Annotated in this window: 12 protein-coding genes, 7 pseudogenes and 1 other annotated feature; of the genes and pseudogenes, 11 read left to right on the forward strand and 8 right to left on the reverse strand. The window is 53.3% G+C overall.

What is annotated here, in order from left to right:
* Positions 1-8: 8 nt before the first annotated feature.
* From ACMZI0_RS05930 to ACMZI0_RS05945, 4 genes and pseudogenes are all read right to left on the reverse strand, one after another.
* The gene (locus ACMZI0_RS05930; RefSeq protein ID WP_415672268.1) at positions 9-473 is read right to left on the reverse strand and encodes an MBL fold metallo-hydrolase; all 465 of its coding nucleotides are present in this window, start codon (positions 471-473) and stop codon (positions 9-11) included.
* A 65-nt stretch (positions 474-538) separates the two neighbouring features.
* A pseudogene (locus ACMZI0_RS05935) lies at positions 539-1,196 on the reverse strand (ABC transporter ATP-binding protein); the annotation flags it as partial.
* A 120-nt stretch (positions 1,197-1,316) separates the two neighbouring features.
* Positions 1,317-2,156, reverse strand: a pseudogene (locus ACMZI0_RS05940) (ABC transporter permease); the annotation flags it as partial.
* A gap of 72 nt (positions 2,157-2,228) precedes the next feature.
* Entirely contained in the window at positions 2,229-3,089 is an 861-nt protein-coding gene (locus tag ACMZI0_RS05945; protein ID WP_415672358.1) for a siderophore ABC transporter substrate-binding protein, read from the reverse strand.
* A 248-nt stretch (positions 3,090-3,337) separates the two neighbouring features.
* Between ACMZI0_RS05945 and sbcB the strand changes: the two genes are divergently transcribed.
* Complete coding sequence (gene sbcB / locus ACMZI0_RS05950) at positions 3,338-4,765, forward strand: exodeoxyribonuclease I (RefSeq protein ID WP_415672359.1); 1,428 nt, start codon at positions 3,338-3,340, stop codon at positions 4,763-4,765.
* 87 nt (positions 4,766-4,852) lie between these two features.
* Here sbcB and ACMZI0_RS05955 read toward each other — a convergent pair whose 3' ends face one another.
* From ACMZI0_RS05955 to ACMZI0_RS05965, 3 genes and pseudogenes are all read right to left on the reverse strand, one after another.
* Positions 4,853-6,217 (reverse strand): APC family permease, encoded by a 1,365-nt coding sequence (locus tag ACMZI0_RS05955; protein WP_415672269.1) that lies wholly within the window; start codon positions 6,215-6,217, stop codon positions 4,853-4,855.
* A gap of 347 nt (positions 6,218-6,564) precedes the next feature.
* Positions 6,565-7,317 (reverse strand): annotated as a pseudogene (locus ACMZI0_RS05960) (flagellar brake protein).
* Between the two features lie 194 nt (positions 7,318-7,511).
* Positions 7,512-8,905 (reverse strand): annotated as a pseudogene (locus tag ACMZI0_RS05965) (2-hydroxycarboxylate transporter family protein).
* 618 nt (positions 8,906-9,523) lie between these two features.
* Between ACMZI0_RS05965 and ACMZI0_RS05970 the strand changes: the two are divergent.
* Positions 9,524-11,447, forward strand: a pseudogene (locus ACMZI0_RS05970) (methyl-accepting chemotaxis protein).
* A 53-nt stretch (positions 11,448-11,500) separates the two neighbouring features.
* Here the strand turns inward: ACMZI0_RS05970 and ACMZI0_RS05975 are convergent.
* Positions 11,501-12,347, reverse strand: a pseudogene (locus tag ACMZI0_RS05975) (SDR family oxidoreductase).
* A 363-nt stretch (positions 12,348-12,710) separates the two neighbouring features.
* Between ACMZI0_RS05975 and hisL the strand changes: the two are divergent.
* The 9 genes and pseudogenes from hisL (at position 12,711) to hisIE (ending at position 20,026) form a co-directional block, all read left to right on the forward strand.
* Positions 12,711-12,761: a his operon leader peptide gene (gene hisL, locus ACMZI0_RS05980; protein WP_415672360.1), complete on the forward strand. Its 51-nt coding sequence runs from the start codon at positions 12,711-12,713 to the stop codon at positions 12,759-12,761.
* Positions 12,737-12,858, forward strand: a sequence feature (His leader region). Its footprint overlaps the gene before it by 25 nt.
* A gap of 95 nt (positions 12,859-12,953) precedes the next feature.
* Positions 12,954-13,853, forward strand: a complete 900-nt coding sequence (hisG, locus tag ACMZI0_RS05985) for an ATP phosphoribosyltransferase (protein WP_415672270.1) — start codon at positions 12,954-12,956, stop codon at positions 13,851-13,853.
* A 5-nt stretch (positions 13,854-13,858) separates the two neighbouring features.
* The gene (gene hisD, locus ACMZI0_RS05990; protein WP_415672271.1) at positions 13,859-15,178 is read left to right on the forward strand and encodes a histidinol dehydrogenase; all 1,320 of its coding nucleotides are present in this window, start codon (positions 13,859-13,861) and stop codon (positions 15,176-15,178) included.
* On the forward strand, positions 15,175-16,245 hold the full coding sequence (gene hisC, locus ACMZI0_RS05995; protein ID WP_415672272.1) for a histidinol-phosphate transaminase: 1,071 nt from the start codon (positions 15,175-15,177) through the stop codon (positions 16,243-16,245). The genes hisD and hisC overlap by 4 nt, the downstream gene beginning before the upstream one ends.
* A gap of 15 nt (positions 16,246-16,260) precedes the next feature.
* Positions 16,261-17,328: a bifunctional histidinol-phosphatase/imidazoleglycerol-phosphate dehydratase HisB gene (gene hisB, locus ACMZI0_RS06000; protein ID WP_415672273.1), complete on the forward strand. Its 1,068-nt coding sequence runs from the start codon at positions 16,261-16,263 to the stop codon at positions 17,326-17,328.
* Complete coding sequence (gene hisH, locus ACMZI0_RS06005; protein ID WP_415672274.1) at positions 17,328-17,918, forward strand: imidazole glycerol phosphate synthase subunit HisH; 591 nt, start codon at positions 17,328-17,330, stop codon at positions 17,916-17,918. The genes hisB and hisH overlap by 1 nt, the downstream gene beginning before the upstream one ends.
* Before the next feature lie 5 nt (positions 17,919-17,923).
* A complete protein-coding gene (gene hisA, locus ACMZI0_RS06010; protein ID WP_415672275.1) occupies positions 17,924-18,661 on the forward strand; it encodes a 1-(5-phosphoribosyl)-5-[(5-phosphoribosylamino)methylideneamino]imidazole-4-carboxamide isomerase in 738 nt (245 codons plus the stop codon).
* On the forward strand, positions 18,643-19,419 hold the full coding sequence (hisF, locus tag ACMZI0_RS06015; protein WP_415672276.1) for an imidazole glycerol phosphate synthase subunit HisF: 777 nt from the start codon (positions 18,643-18,645) through the stop codon (positions 19,417-19,419). The genes hisA and hisF overlap by 19 nt, the downstream gene beginning before the upstream one ends.
* Positions 19,413-20,026 (forward strand): annotated as a pseudogene (gene hisIE / locus ACMZI0_RS06020) (bifunctional phosphoribosyl-AMP cyclohydrolase/phosphoribosyl-ATP diphosphatase HisIE). The gene hisF and the pseudogene hisIE overlap by 7 nt, the downstream one beginning before the upstream one ends.
* Positions 20,027-20,054 lie beyond the last annotated feature (28 nt).

The raw sequence follows: 20,054 nt of genomic DNA on the forward strand, positions 1-20,054 counted from the left end.
CGCTTATTCTACTCACTATCGCGCTTTACGCCAAACCACTGATGATACCAAAACGGCGACAGCTGCTCACGATAGCGCCGAACTTGCAAGCTTTCGTTGAAAAAACGTACGCTAACTTGCCCTGATTGCACCGTATCTACCCATTTATGCCCGCCCTTGCGATAACGCGCGATCACCGCAGCAGACGGCAGACGCCATGGATTGTAGCGCCCCGTGGAGGCGAGCGCATAACGGGGATTCACCGCGCGTATGAATGGCCCGGTCGACGATGTCTTGCTGCCGTGATGGGGAATTTGTAACAAATCAGCAGCTAGCGCTTCTCGCCCCATGCTCACCAGACGTCGCTCTGCGTTCATTTCAATGTCACCAGTCAATAGCACACGGTGCCGACCATCGTCGATACGTACAACACAGGAATCATCGTTGCCGGCATATTCCACCCGCTTCGGTGGCCACAATACACTAAACGTCAAATTGCGCCACTGCCAGGATGCTCCCTGAACGCAATCACGGTGTCCCAGTTGCGTGAATGGGCTGTATACACAATCTGCCCTTTGCGCATCGCGATAATGTAATCCGAGTAGGCAGAAGCAAAGTTGATATCGTGAATCACCAGAACGATGGTTTTGCCCAGCTCATCCGCCGCCCGACGAATCTGTTTCATCATCGCGACCGCATGTTTCATATCCAGGTTATTCAGCGGTTCATCCAGCAGAACGTATTCTGTGTCCTGGCACAACACCATCAACACCATCGCCACATAGGCGCGCTGGCGCTGGCCACCAGACAGTTCGTCCAGAAAACGGTCTTTAAACTCGGTTAAATTGAGAAAGGCCAGCGCATCGGCAATGCGTTTATGGTCATCGGCGTTCAAACGCCCTTTGGTATAAGGGTAGCGGCCCAAAGCCGACCAACTCTTCCATCGTCAGGCGACTGGTAAAGCGATTTTCCTGACGCAACACAGAGAGGCAGGTCGCCATCTGTTCACCGGGCGTGGTTGCGCTGTCCATACCATTAACGGTAACGCGACCGCTGTCAGCCGCCAACAAGCGGCTTATCACTGAAAGCAGCGTTGACTTCCCTGCCCCGTTGGGCCCAATGATTGACGTCACGCCACCACGGGAAATGGTCGCGGTAATGTCATTCAGCACCACTTGATCGTAATAGGCCTTGGTTAGATGCTCGATCTCAATCACACAGCAACCTTTTTCAATAACAGCAAGATGAACAGTGTCCCGCCGATAAACTCAATCACGACGGACAAAGCACCTGCCATGTTCAGCAGGTGCTCCAATATCAGTTGTCCCCCCACCAGGGATATCACCCCCGAGCAGAAACGCGGTGGGTAACAAAATGCGATGCTGGCTGGAACCGGCTACCAGATAAGCCAGGTTGGCAACCATAAAACCCAGGAAAGTCAGCGGGCCGACCACCACCATTACCACCCCGCTGATAATCGCAATAATCGCCAACCCCAGCAGCATCACTTGCCGATAGTTGAGCCCGACATTGACAGAAAACTCGCGCCCCATGCCCGCAACGGTAAAGCGATCCGCCGTCCAGCAGGCAATCAGGGTGAGAATGCCCACCAGCCACAACAATTCGTAGCGACCGCGCAGCACACCGTACACACCGGAGAAATCTCCCGATTCCCAGCCGCTGAGCGACTGCAACAGGTCGAAGTGCATCGCGGCAAAGGTAGTGATTGCGCCGATCACCGAGCCCAGCATAATGCCAACCAGCGGCACCACCAGTGCCGATTTCAGCACAATGCGCCGCAATAACAGCATAAACAGCACGGTACCCGCCATGGCAAACAGACTGGCTACGGTCATTTTCACCAGCAGAGAGGCCGAGGGCATTAATACCATCACCACCAGCAAGCCAAGGCTTGCCGACTGTGTGGTGCCCGCCAACGACGGCTCAACGAAGCGATTCTGCGTCAACAACTGCATGATCAAGCCTGCCACGCTCATGGCACTGCCCGCCAGCAGCAGCGCCAGCGTGCGCGGAACGCGGCTGATCAGGAAGATATCGCGCATGATAGGATCGCGCCATACGGCATCAAAGGTCACCTGACCCGCACCGACAAACAGGCTGGCAACGATCATCCCCGCCAACAGGACAAATACCGCCGACAAATAGACAGGTTTCATGGCAAGCATCGTGCTATCTGATTACTTCTTGTCTAACGCTTTATTAACGTCATCAATCAGACGCGAATAACTCTACAAACCACCCGCGATATAGAGCGATGCGGAATCAAGGTAAACCACATGCTGGTTCTGCCACGCCTTGGTTTTAGTCACCAACGGGTTATCCAACACCTGCTGGGCAGGAAACCCACCCGTGGTACCGATAGCTCTGTCACGGTCTAACACAAACAGCCATTCAGGATTAATACTCAGCAGCAACTCAGCGGTAACGACGTTGCCATGACGGCCCGGATCGGGGAATTCCGTGGCGGGTGCAAAGCCCAACTCATCAAACACGAAGCCGAAGCGAGATTTCGGGCCATAGGCAGAAATTTTGCCACCGTTGACCATCAGTACCATGGCCGTGCCCGCCTGCCCGGCTTTTTCACGGGTTTGCTCAACACGCTGTTTAAAATCCGCCAGTTTAGCTTTCACTTCGTCCTGCTTGCCAAAGATCTCGCCCAACTGCTCAGTGCGGTGGATGAAACTCGGCATAAATTGCTGTTCATCGACATCCAGAGAAATGGTCGGTGCAATGCCGCTGAGTTTTTCATAGGCATCACGGGCGCGACCGCCGGCAATAATCAAATCCGGCTTGGCGCTGCTCAGCGCTTCATAATTGGGTTCAAACAAGGTTCCCGCATTAAGGTATTCACTGCCGGAATACTTTGCCAGGAACAGAGGAAGGTGCGCACTGCTTTGCGGCACACCAGCAACGGGAATCTGCAACGCATCCAGCGTATCCAGAATAGCCGGATCAAACACAACAACTTTTTTCGGATGCTGCGGTACCTTTGTCACCCCTTGCGCATGCTCAACGGTTAGGGTTGAGCTCGCCGTAGATGACGTATCTGACTGATCGCATCCTGCCACTACCAGCAGGGAAGCTAACAGAGTCGTTTTAACCGCATCATCGTCTCCTTTTTAATTGCCTTCCTCCACTGCACTGCGTGTTAGAAGGAATTTAATTATCATTCGCATTAAATTGCGAAATTGTAACGAATGACGATGCGTATGCATAGGGATTCCCGCCGCTCAGGAATTGATGCACATCAGGAAACCCGCACAGAATCTCATTTCAATGGTATTCTTGAGGCTTCTGGGCACAAACGGCACACAAGGACATTCGAGCGACAGTGAATATGGTCGATACCACGCAACCCACATTTTTCATCCATGATTATGAAACCTTCGGTAAGCATCCCGCTCGCGATCGACCGGCGCAGTTTGCCGGCGTACGTATCGATATGGACTTCAACATCATCGGCGATCCGCTGGTGATTTACTGCCTGCCCACGGATGACTATTTGCCCGAACCGGAAGCGGTACTCATTACCGGTATCACCCCTCAAATCGCTCAGGCTAAAGGGGTTTGCGAAGCAGAATTTGCACGTCAGATTCACGCCGCCTTCAGCGAACCGAACACATGCATCATGGGTTACAACAATATTCGCTTCGATGATGAGGTGAGCCGCAATATCTTCTACCGCAATTTTTACGATCCCTATGCCTACAGCTGGCAGCACGGGAACTCGCGCTGGGATTTGCTGGATGCACTGCGCGCCTGCTATGCCTTGCGCCCAGACGGAATCGAATGGCCGCTCAATGACGATGTCTTGCCCAGTTTCCGTTTAGAGCATCTGACACAGGCCAATGGCGTGGCACATGAACACGCCCATGACGCGATGTCCGATGTTTACGCCACCATTGCCATGGCGAAGCTGTTCAAGCAAGCGCAGCCGAAGCTGTTCGAGTATCTGTTTGCGCTGCGAAATAAAAACAAGGTCAACCAGCTTATCGATATTCCACAAATGAAACCGCTGGTGCACGTAAGCGGCATGTTTGGTGCCGAACGCGGCAATGCCAGTTGGGTGGTACCATTGGCCTGGCACCCGGAAAACCGTAACGCAGTGATTGTGTGCGATCTGGCCGGAGATATTGCCCCGTTGCTTGAGCTGGATGCCGACGCGTTGCGTGAACGGCTCTATACCCCGCGTGAACGTCTGGAACCGGGGCAAAGCCCGGCACCGATCAAGCTGGTACATATCAATAAATGCCCGGTGCTGGCCCCTGCTAACACGCTTCGTCCTGAAGATGCCGCGCGGCTTGGTATCGATCGCCAGTGCTGTCTCGACAACCTGGCGATATTACGCCAATACACGGATATTCGTGAAAAAGTGGTCGCACTCTATGCCGACGCCCCCCCATTCACGCCAGAAAGTGACGTGGATATGCGGTTATATGACGGCTTTTTTGGCGATGCCGACCGGGCTGCCATGAAGATTATTCAACAGACGGCGGCGCAAAACCTGCCCGCGTTGGATCTCGCGTTTAATGACAATCGTATCGCTCCCCTATTATTCCGTTATCGTGCCAGAAATTTTCCGCGCACATTGGATGACGGCGAGCAGCAGCGTTGGTTGCAACATCGTAATGCGGTATTCACGCCCGAGCGCCTTCAGGACTATGTCTCGCACTTGAATGAGCTTTATGCGCTACATGGAGATGACAAGCGCAAAACTGAGCTGCTAAAAGCCCTGTTTGTGTATACGCAAGCCTTAGTGAGCTAATGCGGGTTTACCATCGAGAAGGATAGAAAAGCCGGTTCAAAGAATGAACCAGCGGATAGCAGAGTGGTGCAGTTACTGACTACGCGCTTACAGCAGTTCTTCGCTGCACTGCGGCACCGGCTCGCGGAAGGTGCGAGTCACAAACGCCAGGTAGATCAAGCCAATAGAGGCCCAGATCAGTCCCAACGTCATGGAGCTTTTCTCCAGATTGAGCCACAGCGTGCCTACCGCCAGTGCGCCCAACAGCGGCAACACCAGATAGTGGAAGGTGTCTTTCAACGTGCGATTGCGCCCTTCACGCAGATAGAACTGCGAAATCACCGACAGGTTCACAAAGGTAAAGGCGACCAGTGCGCCGAAGTTAATCAACGCCGTTGCCACTTCCAGATCGAAAGAGACCGCAGAGAGTGCGACTACACCTACCAGCAAGACGTTCAGCGACGGCGTACGCCACTGTGGGTGGATATAGCCAAAAAAGCGCTCTGGGAACACACCGTCACGTCCCATCACATACATCAAGCGAGAAACCCCCGCATGAGCGGCCATCCCCGAAGCCAGAACGGTGACGCAGGAGAACACCAGAATAATCGATTGGAAGAACTTACCCGCCACGTACAGCATAATTTCCGGCTGAGAAGATTCTGGCGAATTGAATCGTGCAACATCCGGGAAATAGAGTTGCAGGAAGTAAGACACCACGATAAAGATCACACCGCCAATCAAAGCCGTCAGGAAAATCGCTTTCGGGATCACGCGCCCGGCATCCGGCGTCTCTTCAGACAGAGAACTGATACCGTCAAACCCCAGAAAAGAGAAACAGAGTATGGTCGCACCGGTAATCATCGGCACCAGATGGGCGTTCTCCGACCAGAACGGGCGTGTGCTGACCAACGTACCGGCCCCTTCACCTTGCGAAACGCCGTGAATCAGCAGCCCCAGGAAGACCACCATGATGGCGACCTGCACCACAACGATAATCGAGTTAAGGTTGGCAACGATATTGATACCGCGCAGGTTAAACAGCATCATCAGCCCGACCAACACGGCCACAAAAATCCAGGCAGGCACGCCGGGGAAAATCGCTTCCAGATAGGTTCTTGCCAACAGGATATTAATCATTGGCATGAACAAATAATCGAGCAGAGAAGACCAGCCGACCATAAAACCGACGTGCGGGCTGATCGCCTTTTGCGCATAGGTATAAGCGGAGCCTGCGGAAGGAAAACGGCGCACCAATTTGCCATAGCTGACAGCAGTAAACAGAATACCAATCAGCGCAAAGCCATAAGCGGTAGCGACATGGCCATCGGTCAAATTGGTCACGATGCCGAATGTGTCATAAATGGTCATCGGCTGCATATACGCCAGCCCCATCATAACCACCTGCCACAATGTCAGGGTTTTTCTTAACTGCGCACGTTGTGAAGCCGGAGCGGCACTGTTAACGGACATAATAAGCCCCTCCTATTCCCACAACAGACAACGCTGGACCGACAAACGTCGGTACCCTATTGAGAAATTGCCCCATTTTCCTTTCCTCATCGTGGCCGCTTGGCACACACAATACTGATTATCTATCCGGATCGTTGTCCGGCCTCTTGGTTGAAAACACAGGTGTTGCATCGTTTATTGATGCAAAAAATAGCCGACGCTAATGAAGCGTCGGCTATTTACAGGGCGCATATCCTGCCCTAATCGGAGCATTCTGACAAGCTATACTGTTATTCTTAATGACATTTGGCGCGATTCACGCCGACCTAAATGTAATAAATTATTTTTTTGCTGTGTGCAGTCAGAAATCAATCTTGAAAGCGCTTTCTTTTTTGGATTTGCAAGCGTTCCAGTTCGTAAATCACCTGCTGTAAATCGCGCTCCTGAGACGCAGATAGCGCCGGGAATTTGAAGCTGAGCCGCTTCATTACTTTCACTTCCCCTTTGCTGTCAGCCTGCCCCACAAGTTGCATGTCGACGCAGAAAAAACCGTATTCATCCAGATCCATCTCAACATTTTCCAGAATATCGCCTGGAGATATCACGTCGCTCATGTCGCGCTCGGTAAACAGCCCCAGCCCACCGAGAGAAATATCTTTAATTTCGAACTGAAACGGTGTCTTGTCCGCCAGTTCGCCACGGCATAACAGCGGAGGCCACACGGGCGTGGTGATTCGAAAGTAGTTTCTGCGCTGAATTGCGCTGAATATAGAAGAGCTCGGGCGGAACCTGAGCGATGAATGCCGGTAAGCCCTGAAAATCCACCGTGCGGCAATGCTTGACTTAAATTCTACTTTGGCCCCAGCCGGTTCAGCCACGAAGGCAAGATCGCCTGCGTATAATGCACGGCTGTTTTCGGTTTCAACGCCACCTAAATCGAAGACGAACAGGTTGCCGTCTGGCAATACATCCAGAATTTTGCTGATAAATTGCCCACGCGCATGGTTAACCACCACAGTGATATCATTTTTTTATAAGTCGCGTAATGTTGCGCAGATAGCCAGTTTGTTACGCTTAACAAACTGCTCTTTGGAATTCTGTTCCACCACACCTATCCCCATCATGAAATGAATGGTCTATGCACATCGGCAGCCAATCGCATGAAAAAAACATCATATGGGTATCGGCAGCGGATAAGTAAACTTTAGCTCAGCGCCGGCAGCGCCATAATCACAGAACATAAATGTGGTGACGCCGAGCACCATAACGTTACGGTGCGGATGAGCCCGGCGTCAAGCCAATAAACATTGAGCGTTCACGCCAGCAGATTATTCAGCATCAGCAGCGAAAGTGATACGCTCAATGCACCGCCAACACGGGTAGCCACCTGTGCGAACGGCATTAGCGACATGCGTTCTCCGGCGTTTAAAATCGCGACGTCACCCGTGCCGCCCTGCCCACTCTGACAACAAGAGATAATCGCCACATCAATAGGATGCATACCGGTTTTTTTACCCACCAAAAATCCGATCACCACCAACGCCAACACGGTGGAAATAATCACCAGTAAATTCGCCAACGTCAATGCTTCCTCCAGCGCTCGCCATGATGTCATCGCTACGCCCACGGCAAACAGAATGGGATAGGTCACGGCGGTCTGAAAAATTTATACACGACCTGCGATCCCGCCAGCAGAGACGGTGAAATTACATTTATCAGCTTGAGCGAGATTGCCAGGAACAGCATGCCGACCGGCGCTGGCAGCCCGGACACGCGATATATTTCCACCCCACCATATAGAGCAACATGGCAAGCAACGCCCCCCGCCGCGATAGATGCCAAATCGGGCTTGCCGCTGGCGACCACGGGCTGCGCTGACAGGGTTGGCGCGCTTCCCTTATTGGCCATCAGCTCTCCGTCTCCGGTCAGATGCGGAAAACGTTTGCCCAGTTGATTCAATATTCCGGCAAGGACAATAGCAGTGAGGCTTCCTAACATCACGATGGGTAACATACGGCCAAGCACTTCAGCCTGATTCTGGTTCAGCAGGACCGCATAGCCGATAGAGAGCGGAATAGCCCCTTCGCCAATCCCTCCCGCCAAGATGGGTAAGATCAAAAAGAAAAACAGCTGAAACGGATCCATCCCCAGCGCAATCCCTACCGTCATCCCCGCGAGCATACCCACAATCTCACCGCACAGCATGAGAACAAAGATACGCAGAAATCCCTGTATCAACGTGTGGCGATTCATACTGAGGGTACTGCCAACAATGATGCAGCAAATATAGAGATACAGAATATTAGTGTCGTGATAAAAAGCACTTACTGACGTCACCACCGCCTGAGGTAACAACCCGTAATAAACCAGCGCGGAGGGGATAAAGGTTGCGCAAATGGCAGCGGCGCCTATTTTACCCACTAGCGGTAGCCGCCGACCAAACTCGCCGCAGGCAAAACCAAAAAATGCCAGGGTGACCACCATCACCACAATATCGCTATCGCTCGATAGCGTGTCGTTAATACAGTTCAGGGCAACCAAGCCACCTGCCAGAATAAAAAGCGGTAAAGGGAGTATACCAACCTTATAGCGATGCCAAAGATGCCACCCTTTATCTTTAGGTAAAGACAGTAAAGGGCCCGCGTCGCCCCGACCTGCATAACTAGAATCATCTTTCATGTTAACCGCCATTGCAGTAAAGATAATCATCTCAATATGAGCGAGAGGGGTTCGTATTGGTCCATTAGTTGAAACAGACTCATGCCCTGTCTCTGTTTTTATTTCTCATTGCGAGCGCTATAACCGCAAGAATTCTTTTTCGATGGCTTATGTCAGGCCCTTATCTTCATAAAATAATAGGGTAATTGCATGACGAAATAGTTTTTATTTACGAATGCACAGGCACTAAGAGGTTGTTCATCGCTTGATATAACACTATATTAATTCTCATCATTTTCTTTCAGAAAACGAATATTACCGAAAATTGTCAAAATATTAATTGAATTAGAGACAACAGAAAAATGTCGAGAAAACCCTTCTAATTATTCAAATGAGAATAATAGATGCCATGGAATACATTTTCAGTGGAATAGCGTGTTACTTTTAAAATATTGCGCTCGACCCTCTGACCGTTTACTCATGGGTAACTGTGCATTTGCTCAGTGCCGACTGGGCACCCAACTGGAAAGATCAACCTCTGTCACAGATTCATCACCAGCTAATGCTACACGTTAAATTTGCCGCCAAGACCCTCCGATAACCCTAAGCAATGACAACAAAAGGCCCGTTACATCGGCCAATCAACACCGTCACGCAAGGGGCACGGCTATGGGTTTATTCAACAACGCAGTGAAAAACATTAAAATTTCGCACAAGCTCTATTTAGGTTTTGGCGTGGTATTGCTGTTAGTGGTGTTGGCTTCTTCGCTCAGCGCCATGCGCTTTCACTACATTCGCATCATTTATGAAAAAACCAATCTGATTTACAACATCAACATCGAAGTCTTTCAGGCGAAAATCAATCGACTCAAGTATTTTTACACCCCTGATGATGCTACCCAGACGGTGCTGAGCAATTTCGTCAAACATGCCGCCGAACTGACCCAGAGCGCACATACGCTACCCTGACACCCTGAAGAACAGAATTATCTGCAAGAGCTGGAACGTATTCTGGCCGATTTCCAACAGGCAATAAAAGAGATGTCACAGGCTTCACAAAATACTGTCGCGCTGAAAAAACAGATTGCCGAGCTTGATGGTCAGGACGCTATTCAGCGTTTTCGTGATGGCATCGCAACGCAGCCATTAGGGCTTTCAGAGTATCAACGCACGGATGATATCGCCTGCCTGAGTGCTGCACTCAAACAGTTGGCCACTGCGCTCTACCAAAGCGACACTGACGACGCGGCAAAAGCACTAGACGCGCGTTATCAAGCCGTGCAAAAGACCTACCAGACGGTACTGCCGACGCTCCCCGCAGAAACCCACGGGCTGCTTGACGACCTCTGGCGTTATACTCAGCGCTACGTCGCTCTGCATCAGGAGCACCACACCGCAATGGCAGCATTGAAGAAGGCGGAAAATGCGGTAAAAGTGGGTGGTGACAAAAGCAGTGCGGTGAGATTAGATCCCTGATATCATCCATCAAAGACCAAAACGACCGGCTGGCCTATGGCTCTACCTATATCACCCTGAGCATTGGTGCAATCGCGGTGTTGATCGGTATTTTGATCACCGTCTATATCGTGCGTCAGATTTCGCGCCCGGTATTGCGCAACCTGGCGCTGGCAGAGCGTATTGCCAGCGGCGATTTGACCGCCACGATTCAGCCCGACAGTAACGATGAGCTGGGTAAACTTACGGCAGCCATGGCACAAATGAACAGCCGATTACATCACATGATTACCGATGTGCGCGCCGAGTCTCCTCCTCTGCCGCAGAGATAGCCGCAGGCAATGGCGATCTGGCCTCGCGCACCGAGCAACAATCTACCGCCGTGGTCGAAACCGCCGCAAGCATGGAACAACTGACCTCCACGGTAAAAAACAACACGGATAACGCACGGCACGCCAGCCAGATCGCGTCCGAAGCGGCGCAAAATGCCCAGAAAGGCGGAGAGGTGGTACGCAACGTTGTGACAACAATGGATGACATTGCCGCTAGCGCCAAAAAGATCGCCGATATCACGACGGTGATTAACGGCATCGCATTTCAGACCAATATTCTGGCGCTCAACGCAGCGGTCGAAGCAGCACGAGCTGGCGAGCAAGGGCGCGGTTTTGCCGTGGTTGCTGGCGAAGTGCGTGCGCTCTCTCAGCGCAGCTCTCAGGCCGCCAAGGATATTGCCGCGTTGATCAACGAATCCGTAGAGCGTACTGGGGTGGGCAGTAAATTGGTGGCTGAAGCCGGACAATCTATGGAAAGCATCGTCAACTCGGTGGCACGAGTCAATGATATCATGGAAGAAATCTCGTCAGCATCGGAAGAGCAGAGCCGCGGCATTGAGCAAATCTCGCGCGCCATTACAGAACTGGACAGCACGACGCAACAGAATGCCACACTGGTTTCCGCTTCATCCTCCAGCGCCAATACGCTGGAAGAGCAAGCGCTCTTATTGGAGCAACTGGTGGCGACTTTCCGGCTTAGCAAGACAGAAACGTCTCACCCATCGCGGCTTGCACGCCCAACCGTTCAAGCACTGCCCGCGAAAGCACCAGCATCTGGCAGTCAGCAGGATTGGACGAACTTCTGACACCGAAGCCGCGGGGTTTACCCGCGGCGCTCTACATCCGCATGACCGGGGGATTACCAGGGCATAGTCATCGGATCGGGGTATTGGTATTCAAACCCCAGTTCGCGACAGATACGCTGTCCATCGATAATACGCCCCCCTGGCTCGCTCTTGGCATTGAATTGGGGGGCCGCAACGCCGAGACGATGCGCCTGTTCCGTGTAAAACTCACGCTTGCCAGGATGCAGCGGCGCGCAAAGATTATAACGGTGACCGCCCGTCGGCAGTTGCAGCAGCAGTTCAATGGCGGCAATCACATCATCGCGATGTACCAAATTCACGCCAACATCACCATCGGGCAGATCGGTTTTCCCGGCAAGAAATCGTCCGGGATGCCGCTCTGGCCCCACGAGTCCAGCCAGACGCAGAATATCCACCGACGTATTCGGCAACGCATGCAACCATTGCTCTAACTGCACCAGCACATAGCCCGCCGCCGTTTCTGGATGCAAAGGGGACGATTCACGCATATTACCCGCACCTTTACCCGCACCTTTTACCCGCACCTTTGCCATACACGGAGGTGAAACTGGTAAACAAGATTCGTGGAATCCCATGCGCCAGTGCGCTGTTAACCAATTGCTGAACGGCCAGCAAATAGTTTTCTCCGCCCTGCGCGGTTCGACTGGCAGGGAGCGTAATCACTAATGCATCAACATTCAGCACGCTGTCGAGATCGTCGGCATCACACACTAACTCCGGCGTTAAACGCAGCTCATAGCAGGCAATACCGCTCATGCGCGCCGCGTCTACACCATCAGCTGTGGTTTTCGTGCCCGTAACTTGATAACCACGCGCATTGAGCGCCAGCGCTAACGGCATGCCTAACCACCCTAACCCTACGATTGACACCTTTTTCATCGACATCACTCCCGGCTGTCTGAGGTTACTTTCTAGTCTACTCTCGAAACGACCCCTCGTATCCGATAAGACACTATTTTTGTTTCGTCAGCCATCACCGACGACGGCGAAAAATGCCTTTACCTATAAAACCATAGCATCGTTCTAACCCACACCGTTAGTTGGCGGATTATCCTATTTAATACCTGACTTACCGACGATAATGTAACTATTTATCATGGCAGTTACAAAATTCGCTCGTGCATTTCGATCAAAAAAACATTGCGACGCCATGCACAGCAAAAAAAGGGTTGCACAACGGCAGTGAGATAGTTTAGGTTTATTGACAACGCAATTATCGCTATTTATTTAAGAGAGTTTTTTATGTTACGCGTTCTGTTTAACCACCATCATCACCATCATCATCCTGATTAGTCTTTCAGGCAGTTGGTGCTGGAAGACGTTCGGATCTTCCAGTGGCGCAGAACCTAAAGAGAGCCCTCGGAAGATCAACTTCCGAGGGCTTTTTTATTGCCCTTTGTTTTTAGAAGAACAGTTTTCAAAAGAACGGCTTTCAGAAAGTGGTAGTTGGCAGCGCATCCATTTTGACAGGTAAAAGAGGTTTCCATGCTGGATAAAACACGTTTACGCATTGCAATGCAAAAATCAGGCAGACTGAGTGATGACTCACGGGAATTGCTGGCACGCTGCGGCATTAAGATCAATTTGCAGCAACAGCGACTGATCGCCTTTGCGGAAAATATGCCTATCGATATCCTGCGCGTGCGTGATGACGATATCCCCGGTCTGGTGATGGATGGCGTGGTCGATCTGGGCATTATCGGTGAGAACGTGTTGGAAGAAGAGCTGCTCAACCGCCGGGCACAAGGGGAAGACCCGCGCTATTTTATGCTGCGTCGCCTCGATTTTGGTGCTTGCCGCCTGTCACTGGCCATGCCGCTGGATGAAGAGTACACCGGCCCTCAGTGCCTCAATAACAAGCGTATCGCCACCTCTTACCCGCACCTGCTGAAAAAATATTTCGATAAACAAGGGATCAATTTTAAATCCTGCCTGTTAAACGGCTCAGTGGAAGTCGCGCCGCGCGCCGGATTGGCCGATGCGATTTGCGATCTGGTGTCTACCGGCGCCACGCTGGAAGCAAACGGCCTGCGTGAAGTTGACGTGATCTACCGCTCGAAAGCCTGCCTGATTCAACGCGATGGCGAAATGCCGGCTGAAAAACAGCAACTGATCGACAAACTGCTGACCCGTATGCAAGGCGTCATTCAGGCGCGTGAATCGAAATACATCATGCTGCACACACCCAGCGAGCGTCTGGAAGAGGTGATTGCTCTGCTGCCGGGCGCAGAGCGCCCGACTATCCTGCCGCTGGCGGGCGATCAGAGCCGCGTTGCCATGCACATGGTCAGCAGCGAAACCCTGTTCTGGGAAACCATGGAGCGGCTGAAAACGCTGGGTGCCAGTTCCATTCTGGTGCTGCCAATCGAGAAGATGATGGAGTAACCGCCATGACCAGCCGCAATTTCGATACGCTTATTGAGTGGGAACAGTGTCCTGCGCAGGAGCGCCAACAGTTGCTGACTCGTCCAGCCATTTCTGCCTCCGACCGTATCACCCGTAGCGTGAACGAGATTCTCGACCGGGTAAAAGCAGAAGGCGACAGCGCATTGCGAGCCTTCAGTACCCAGTTTGATAAGGTTAACGTGGAGGAGATTCGCATTACACCGGAACAAATTTCTGCCGCGGCCGCACGACTGGGCGACGACATCAAACAGGCGATGGCTGTCGCCGTGAGCAATATTGAGACCTTTCACAACGCGCAGCGTTTACCGCCCGTCGACGTAGAAACGCAGCCCGGCGTGCGTTGCCAGCAGGTGACTCGCCCTATCGACAGCGTTGGCCTCTATATTCCCGGTGGCTCAGCCCCGCTGTTCTCCACCGTACTGATGCTGGCAACCCCGGCGCGCATCGCCGGATGTCGCCGTGTGATTCTCTGTTCTCCACCGCCTATTGCGGATGAAATTCTGTATGCCTCCCGGTTGTGTGGCGTACAGGAAGTGTTTCAGCTAGGGGGTGCGCAGGCAATTGCCGCGATGGCGTTCGGCACAGAGAGCGTGCCCCGCGTTGCCAAGATTTTTGGCCCCGGCAATGCTTATGTGACCGAAGCCAAACGCCAGGTGAGTCAACGTTTGGGCGGCTCAGCCATCGATATGCCTGCTGGCCCTTCTGAAGTGCTGGTGATCGCCGACAGCGGCGCAACGCCAGCGTTTGTGGCTTCCGATCTGTTGTCGCAGGCAGAGCACGGCCCGGATTCGCAGGTGGTTCTGGTCACGCCTGATGCGGCATTGGCCCGCGCCGTGGCGCAGGCCGTGCAGCAGCAGTTAGCCCAGTTGCCACGCGCAAAGATTGCGCGTCAGGCGCTGGACAGCAGCCGCGTGATTGTGGCGCGCGATTTAGCACAGTGCATTGAAATCAGTAATCAGTACGGCCCGGAGCACTTGATTATTCAAACCCGCGAGCCCGAAGCGCTGGTCGAGCACATCACCAGTGCAGGTTCCGTGTTCCTGGGTGACTGGTCACCAGAATCGGCGGGGGATTACGCTTCCGGCACCAACCACGTGCTGCCGACCTATGGCTACACGGCGACCTATTCCAGCCTGGGACTGGCGGATTTCCAGAAACGGATGACCGTTCAACAGTTAACGCCGCAAGGTTTTCTGCGTCTTTCCCCCACCATTGAGGTGTTGGCACAGGCAGAGCAACTGGTTGCCCACAAAAATACCGTCACGCTGCGAGTCGCCGCCCTGAAACAGAAGGAGTCCCAATGAGCATCGAACAACTGGCTCGAGCCAACGTACGCACACTCACGCCGTATCAATCTGCGCGCCGCCTGGGCGGTAAGGGCGATGTCTGGCTCAATGCCAACGAATACTTTCAGGCACCGGAGTTTCATCTCACTGCACAGACGCTGAACCGTTATCCCGAATGTCAGCCCCCCGTTGTGATTGAGCGCTATGCTGCCTACGCGGGAGTGAAGCCTGAACAGGTGCTGGTGAGTCGCGGCGCAGACGAAGGCATCGAACTGCTGATCCGCGCCTTTTGCGAGCCGGGACAAGATGCAGTGCTTTACTGTCCGCCCACCTACGGCATGTATGGCGTGAGTGCGGAAACATTGGGCGTTGAACGACGCACTGTGCCCAGCAAAGCGGATTGGCAGTTAGACCTGCCAGCGATTGCAGAAAATCTCAGCAACGTAAAACTGATTTACGTATGCAGCCCCAACAACCCTACCGGTAATGTTCTTAACGCAGAAGATTTGCGTAAGCTGCTGGCAGTGGCTGCGGGGAAGGCGCTGGTGGTCGTGGATGAAGCCTATATCGAATTCAATCCCGGCTCCACGGTTGCAGGGTGGCTGGCGGACTATTCACATTTGGTGGTGCTGCGCACCCTTTCCAAAGCGTTTGCGCTGGCAGGATTGCGCTGCGGCTTTACGCTGGCGAATGAGCCGGTGATTGAGCTGCTGCTAAAAGTGATCGCCCCCTACCCGCTCTCAACGCCAGTGGCAGATATCGCCGCACAAGCGCTCAACGACGCAGGTATCAACGAAATGCGCGAACGTGTCGCCGAAGTCGCAGAAAACCGCGCCTGGCTGATGGCCGCGCTGGCTCCCTTACCCTGTGTGGAACGCGTGTTCGATAGCGCCAGCAACTATGTGTTGGTGCGTTTCACTGCCAGCAGTAATGTATTTAAAACGCTATGGGATCAGGGCATTATTTTACGCGATCAGAACAAACAGCCCGGCCTTTCCGGATGCCTGCGCATCACCGTTGGCAGTCGTGGTGAATGCCAACAGGTGGTTGCGGCGCTGCGCGCCTTATCCGGCACTAACGAGTAAGCTTCAGGAGCAGACATGGGACAGAAATTTCTTTTTATTGACCGCGACGGCACGTTGATTGCCGAGCCGCCGCAAGACTTCCAGATTGACCGGTTGGATAAGCTGGCGCTGGAGCCTGCCGTCATCCCTTCCCTGCTGAACTTGCAGAAAGCCGGTTTCAAGCTGGTGATGATCACCAACCAAGACGGGCTTGGCACGCCCAGTTTCCCGCAGGAAACCTTCGATCCGCCACATCAGCTAATGATGCAGATTCTCACCTCACAGGGCATTCAGTTTGATGAGGTGTTGATTTGCCCACACCTCCCGGCTGATAACTGCGCGTGTCGCAAGCCCAAAACCGCGCTGGTGGATGCCTTTTTGCAGCAAAACCTGATGGACAGCGCCAACAGCTACGTGATCGGCGATCGCGAAACGGATGTACAGTTGGCACAAAACATGGGAATCACCGGATTACGCTACCAGCGTGATGGCCTTAACTGGCGGACTATCTCCGACAAGCTCACACAGCGTAACCGTCATGCGGTGGTGAATCGCGTGACGCGGGAAACGTCGATTAACGTGGAGGTGTGGCTGGATCAGGAAGGCGGCAGCAAGATCCACACGGGTGTCGGCTTCTTCGACCACATGCTTGACCAAATCGCCACCCACGGCGGTTTCCGTATGAATATTGATGTCAAAGGCGATCTCTATATTGACGATCACCACACCGTGGAAGACACCGGCCTGGCATTAGGCGAAGCGCTTAACAAGGCACTGGGTGATAAGCGAGGCATTGGTCGCTTTAGTTTCGTCCTGCCGATGGACGAGTGTCTGGCGCGCTGCGCGCTGGATATTTCCGGGCGCCCACATCTGGAATATAAAGCAGAATTCAACTACCAGCGCGTAGGCGACTTAAGCACTGAAATGGTCGAGCACTTCTTCCGCTCACTCTCTTACGCCATGGGCTGCACGCTGCACCTCAAAACCAAAGGGCGTAACGATCACCACCGGGTAGAGAGTCTGTTTAAGGTGTTTGGTCGCACGCTGCGTCAAGCCATTCGCGTGGATGGCGATACGCTGCCCAGTTCGAAAGGGGTGCTGTGATGAACGTGGTGATTCTCGATACCGGTTGCGCCAATCTCGCTTCCGTCACCTACGCGGTGCGCCATCTGGGCTATGACCCGGTGGTAAGCCGCGATGCAGAAGTGGTGCTGCGCGCCGACAAACTGTTTCTGCCAGGTGTAGGTACCGCGCAAGCAGCCATGGATCAGCTTACCGCCCGTGACTTGATTCCGCTGATCAAAGCCTGCACCCAACCGGTACTCGGCATCTGCCTCGGCATGCAGTTGCTCGGCTCCGCCAGCGACGAGAACGGCGGAATTGACACGTTAAACATCATCCCGGCAGCGGTGAAAAGAATGCAAGACCGCGGCCTGCCCCTTCCCCATATGGGCTGGAATCAGGTAACGCCGCAGGCGGGACACCGCCTGTTTCAAGGGATTGAGGATGGCGCCTACTTCTATTTTGTTCACGGCTATGCCATGCCAGTGTGTGCCAATACTGTCGCGCAAGCAGAGTACGGTGAGGCCTTTACCGCCGCTGTACAGAAGGACAACTTCTACGGCGTGCAATTTCACCCAGAACGCTCTGGGGCCGCAGGCGCTCAGTTGCTGAAAAACTTTCTGGAGATGTAATCAGCATGATTATCCCCGCACTCGATCTTATCGACGGACAGGTGGTTCGTCTTCATCAGGGCGACTACGGTCAGCAACGCCAGTATGGCAGCGATCCCCTGCCGCGCATGCAAGCCTATCAGCAACAGGGCGCTGAAGTGCTGCATCTGGTGGATTTAACCGGCGCTAAAGATCCGTCGGCACGACAGATCCCGTTGTTAAAAACCCTGCTGGCTGGCGTCAGCGTTCCGGTACAAGTCGGCGGCGGCATTCGTTCCGAACAGGATGTCGTTGCGTTGCTGGAAGCGGGCGCAAGCCGTGTGGTGATTGGCTCCACCGCAGTAAAACAGCCTGAATTGGTGCAGAAATGGTTCAGCCGTTACGGTGCCGATGCGCTGGTATTGGCGCTGGATGTGCGCATCGATGCGCAGGGCGTGAAGCAGGTTGCCGTCAGCGGCTGGCAAGAAAACTCCGGTGCCACGCTGGAAAGTGTTATTGAGCAGTATTTGCCGGTCGGTCTTAAACACGTACTGTGTACCGATATTTCCCGTGATGGAACCCTCAGCGGCTCCAACGTTGAACTTTATCGCGCGGTATGCCAACGCTATCCACAGGTCTCCTTTCAGGCCTCCGGCGGCATTGATGGATTGCAAGATATTGCTAACCTGCGCGGCAGTGGCGTGCAAGGCGTTATCGTAGGCCGTGCGCTGCTGGAAGGAAAATTTAACGTAACGGAGGCTATCACATGCTGGCAAAACGGATAATTCCCTGTCTCGACGTACGTAACGGCCAGGTGGTGAAAGGGGTGCAGTTTCGCAACCACGAAATCATCGATGATATCGTCCCGTTGGCGCAGCGTTATACCCAGGAAGGCGCAGACGAATTGGTCTTTTACGATATCACCTCCTCCTCTGACGGTCGCGTAGTGGATAAAAGCTGGGTATCACGCACGGCAGAAGTGATTGATATTCCCTTCTGCGTGGCCGGTGGCATCAAAAGTGTCGAAGACGCCGGACAAATCCTTTCATTCGGTGCCGATAAAATTTCGATTAACTCTCCGGCCCTGGCCGATCCTACCTTGATCACCCGCCTGGCCGATCGCTATGGCGTACAATGCATTGTGGTGGGGATCGATACCTGGTACGACAGCACTACCGGGCGTTATCATGTCAATCAGTACACCGGCGATGAAAGCCGCACCCGAGTCACACAATGGGAAACGCTGGATTGGGTACAGGAAGTGCAACAGCGCGGCGCCGGTGAAATTGTGCTCAATATGATGAATCAGGATGGCGTGCGTAACGGTTACGATCTGGAACAGCTAAAATTGGTGCGTGAACGCTGCCATGTTCCGTTGATCGCCTCCGGTGGCGCCGGTACGCCTGAGCATTTCTTGGATGCGTTTGAGCAGGCTCAGGTTGACGGCACGCTGGCCGCCTCGGTATTCCATAAGAAAATCATAAACATTGGCGAATTAAAGCAATACCTTAAGCAACAAGGTGTGGAGATCAGAGCGTGTTAAGCCAACAACAGAAAGCCCAACTCGATTGGGAAAAGACCAGCGGGATGATCCCAGCCATTGTGCAACATGCGGTATCCGGCGAAGTGTTGATGCTGGGTTACATGAATCAGGAGGCGCTGGATGTCACTGAGCAGAGCGGTAAGGTCACTTTTTTTCTCGGACCAAACAGCGGTTGTGGACCAAAGGGGAATCTTCCGGCCACTTCCTTAACGTAGTGAGCATCACGCCGGACTGCGACAACGACAGCCTGCTGGTGTTGGCGAATCCCATTGGCCCCACCTGCCATCAGGGCACCAGCAGCTGTTTCTCACCCGCACAGCACGAGTGGCTGTTCTTGCATCAGCTTGAGCAATTGTTGGCAGGTCGCAAACAGGCGGATCCGGCCAGCTCTTATACGGCAAAACTGTATGCCAGCGGTACCAAACGTATTGCACAAAAAGTTGGAGAAGAAGGGCTCGAGACGGCGCTCGCCGCTACGGTGCATGATACGGAAGAATTGACGAACGAAGCCGCTGACCTGATGTACCACTTGCTGGTGTTGTTGCAAGATCAGGATTTGGATCTGGCAACCATCATTGCTCGTCTGAAAACGCGTCATACCAAATAGCCACATTGCCACACAGGAAATTCCGGCC

The organism is Symbiopectobacterium sp. (assembly GCF_047692315.1).
Taxonomy (GTDB): domain Bacteria; phylum Pseudomonadota; class Gammaproteobacteria; order Enterobacterales; family Enterobacteriaceae; genus Symbiopectobacterium.

Excerpts from the sequence above, each read along its gene's own strand:
- hisD (WP_415672271.1), top strand. The coding sequence starts at position 13,859 with ATGACCAGCCGCAATTTCGATACGCTTATTGAGTGGGAACAGTGTCCT.
- sbcB (WP_415672359.1), top strand. The coding sequence starts at position 3,338 with ATGGTCGATACCACGCAACCCACATTTTTCATCCATGATTATGAAACC.
- hisA (WP_415672275.1), top strand. The coding sequence starts at position 17,924 with ATGATTATCCCCGCACTCGATCTTATCGACGGACAGGTGGTTCGTCTT.
- hisG (WP_415672270.1), top strand. The coding sequence starts at position 12,954 with ATGCTGGATAAAACACGTTTACGCATTGCAATGCAAAAATCAGGCAGA.
- hisB (WP_415672273.1), top strand. The coding sequence starts at position 16,261 with ATGGGACAGAAATTTCTTTTTATTGACCGCGACGGCACGTTGATTGCC.
- hisH (WP_415672274.1), top strand. The coding sequence starts at position 17,328 with ATGAACGTGGTGATTCTCGATACCGGTTGCGCCAATCTCGCTTCCGTC.
- hisC (WP_415672272.1), top strand. The coding sequence starts at position 15,175 with ATGAGCATCGAACAACTGGCTCGAGCCAACGTACGCACACTCACGCCG.
- ACMZI0_RS05955 (WP_415672269.1), bottom strand. The coding sequence starts at position 6,217 with ATGTCCGTTAACAGTGCCGCTCCGGCTTCACAACGTGCGCAGTTAAGA.
- hisF (WP_415672276.1), top strand. The coding sequence starts at position 18,643 with ATGCTGGCAAAACGGATAATTCCCTGTCTCGACGTACGTAACGGCCAG.